At 57.6% G+C, this 623-nt stretch carries 1 pseudogene; it reads left to right on the top strand.

From position 1 onward, the window contains the following. Positions 1-160: 160 nt before the first annotated feature. Positions 161-623, top strand: a pseudogene (locus IVB13_RS22645) (biotin synthase); the annotation flags it as partial.

Raw genomic sequence — 623 nt, 5'->3', positions numbered from 1 at the left:
AGGCAACGGTCGTACTCTCGCCGTCGGTCATCATAGATTATCTATCAAAAAAGCGGGTGCGTTCGCAGGCAGCCCGGGTTAACATCAAGACGAAGATCAACGATCATAGATAATCACGAGTATTATCTATGATCAATCATGGATGGGAACGCAAGTCCTAATGATTGCCTCTGGGAGAGTAGAGCGGAACGACAGTAGAAACGGCGCACACGTGCGCAGTAACTGGGAGCGCGCCGAGGCCCAAGCGCTCTACAGCCTGCCGTTTGCCGACCTGATGTTTCGGGCGCAGAGCGTTCATCGCGACAACTTCGATCCAAACCACGTCGAAACCGCAAGCCTGCTCAGCATCAAGACGGGCGGCTGTCCGGAAGATTGCGGCTACTGCTCGCAGAGCGCGCATTACCAGACCGGTCTGAAAGCGACCCGCCTGATGGATTGCGCCGATGTGGTCGCTAGCGCACAGGGCGCCAAAGATGCCGGCGCGAGCCGCTTCTGCATGGCCGCGGCCTGGCGCAGTCCAAAAGACCGCGATCTCGATCAGGTCTGCGATATGGTTAGCGCGGTCAAAGGTCTTGGAATGGAAACCTGCGTCACGCTCGGCATGTTGACTCCGAACCAGGCCG

The organism is Bradyrhizobium sp. 17 (assembly GCF_023073515.1).
Classification (GTDB): domain Bacteria; phylum Pseudomonadota; class Alphaproteobacteria; order Rhizobiales; family Xanthobacteraceae; genus Bradyrhizobium; species Bradyrhizobium canariense_D.
The sequence above is the reverse complement of the archived record's forward strand: the minus strand, read 5'-3'. Positions and strand labels throughout refer to the sequence as shown.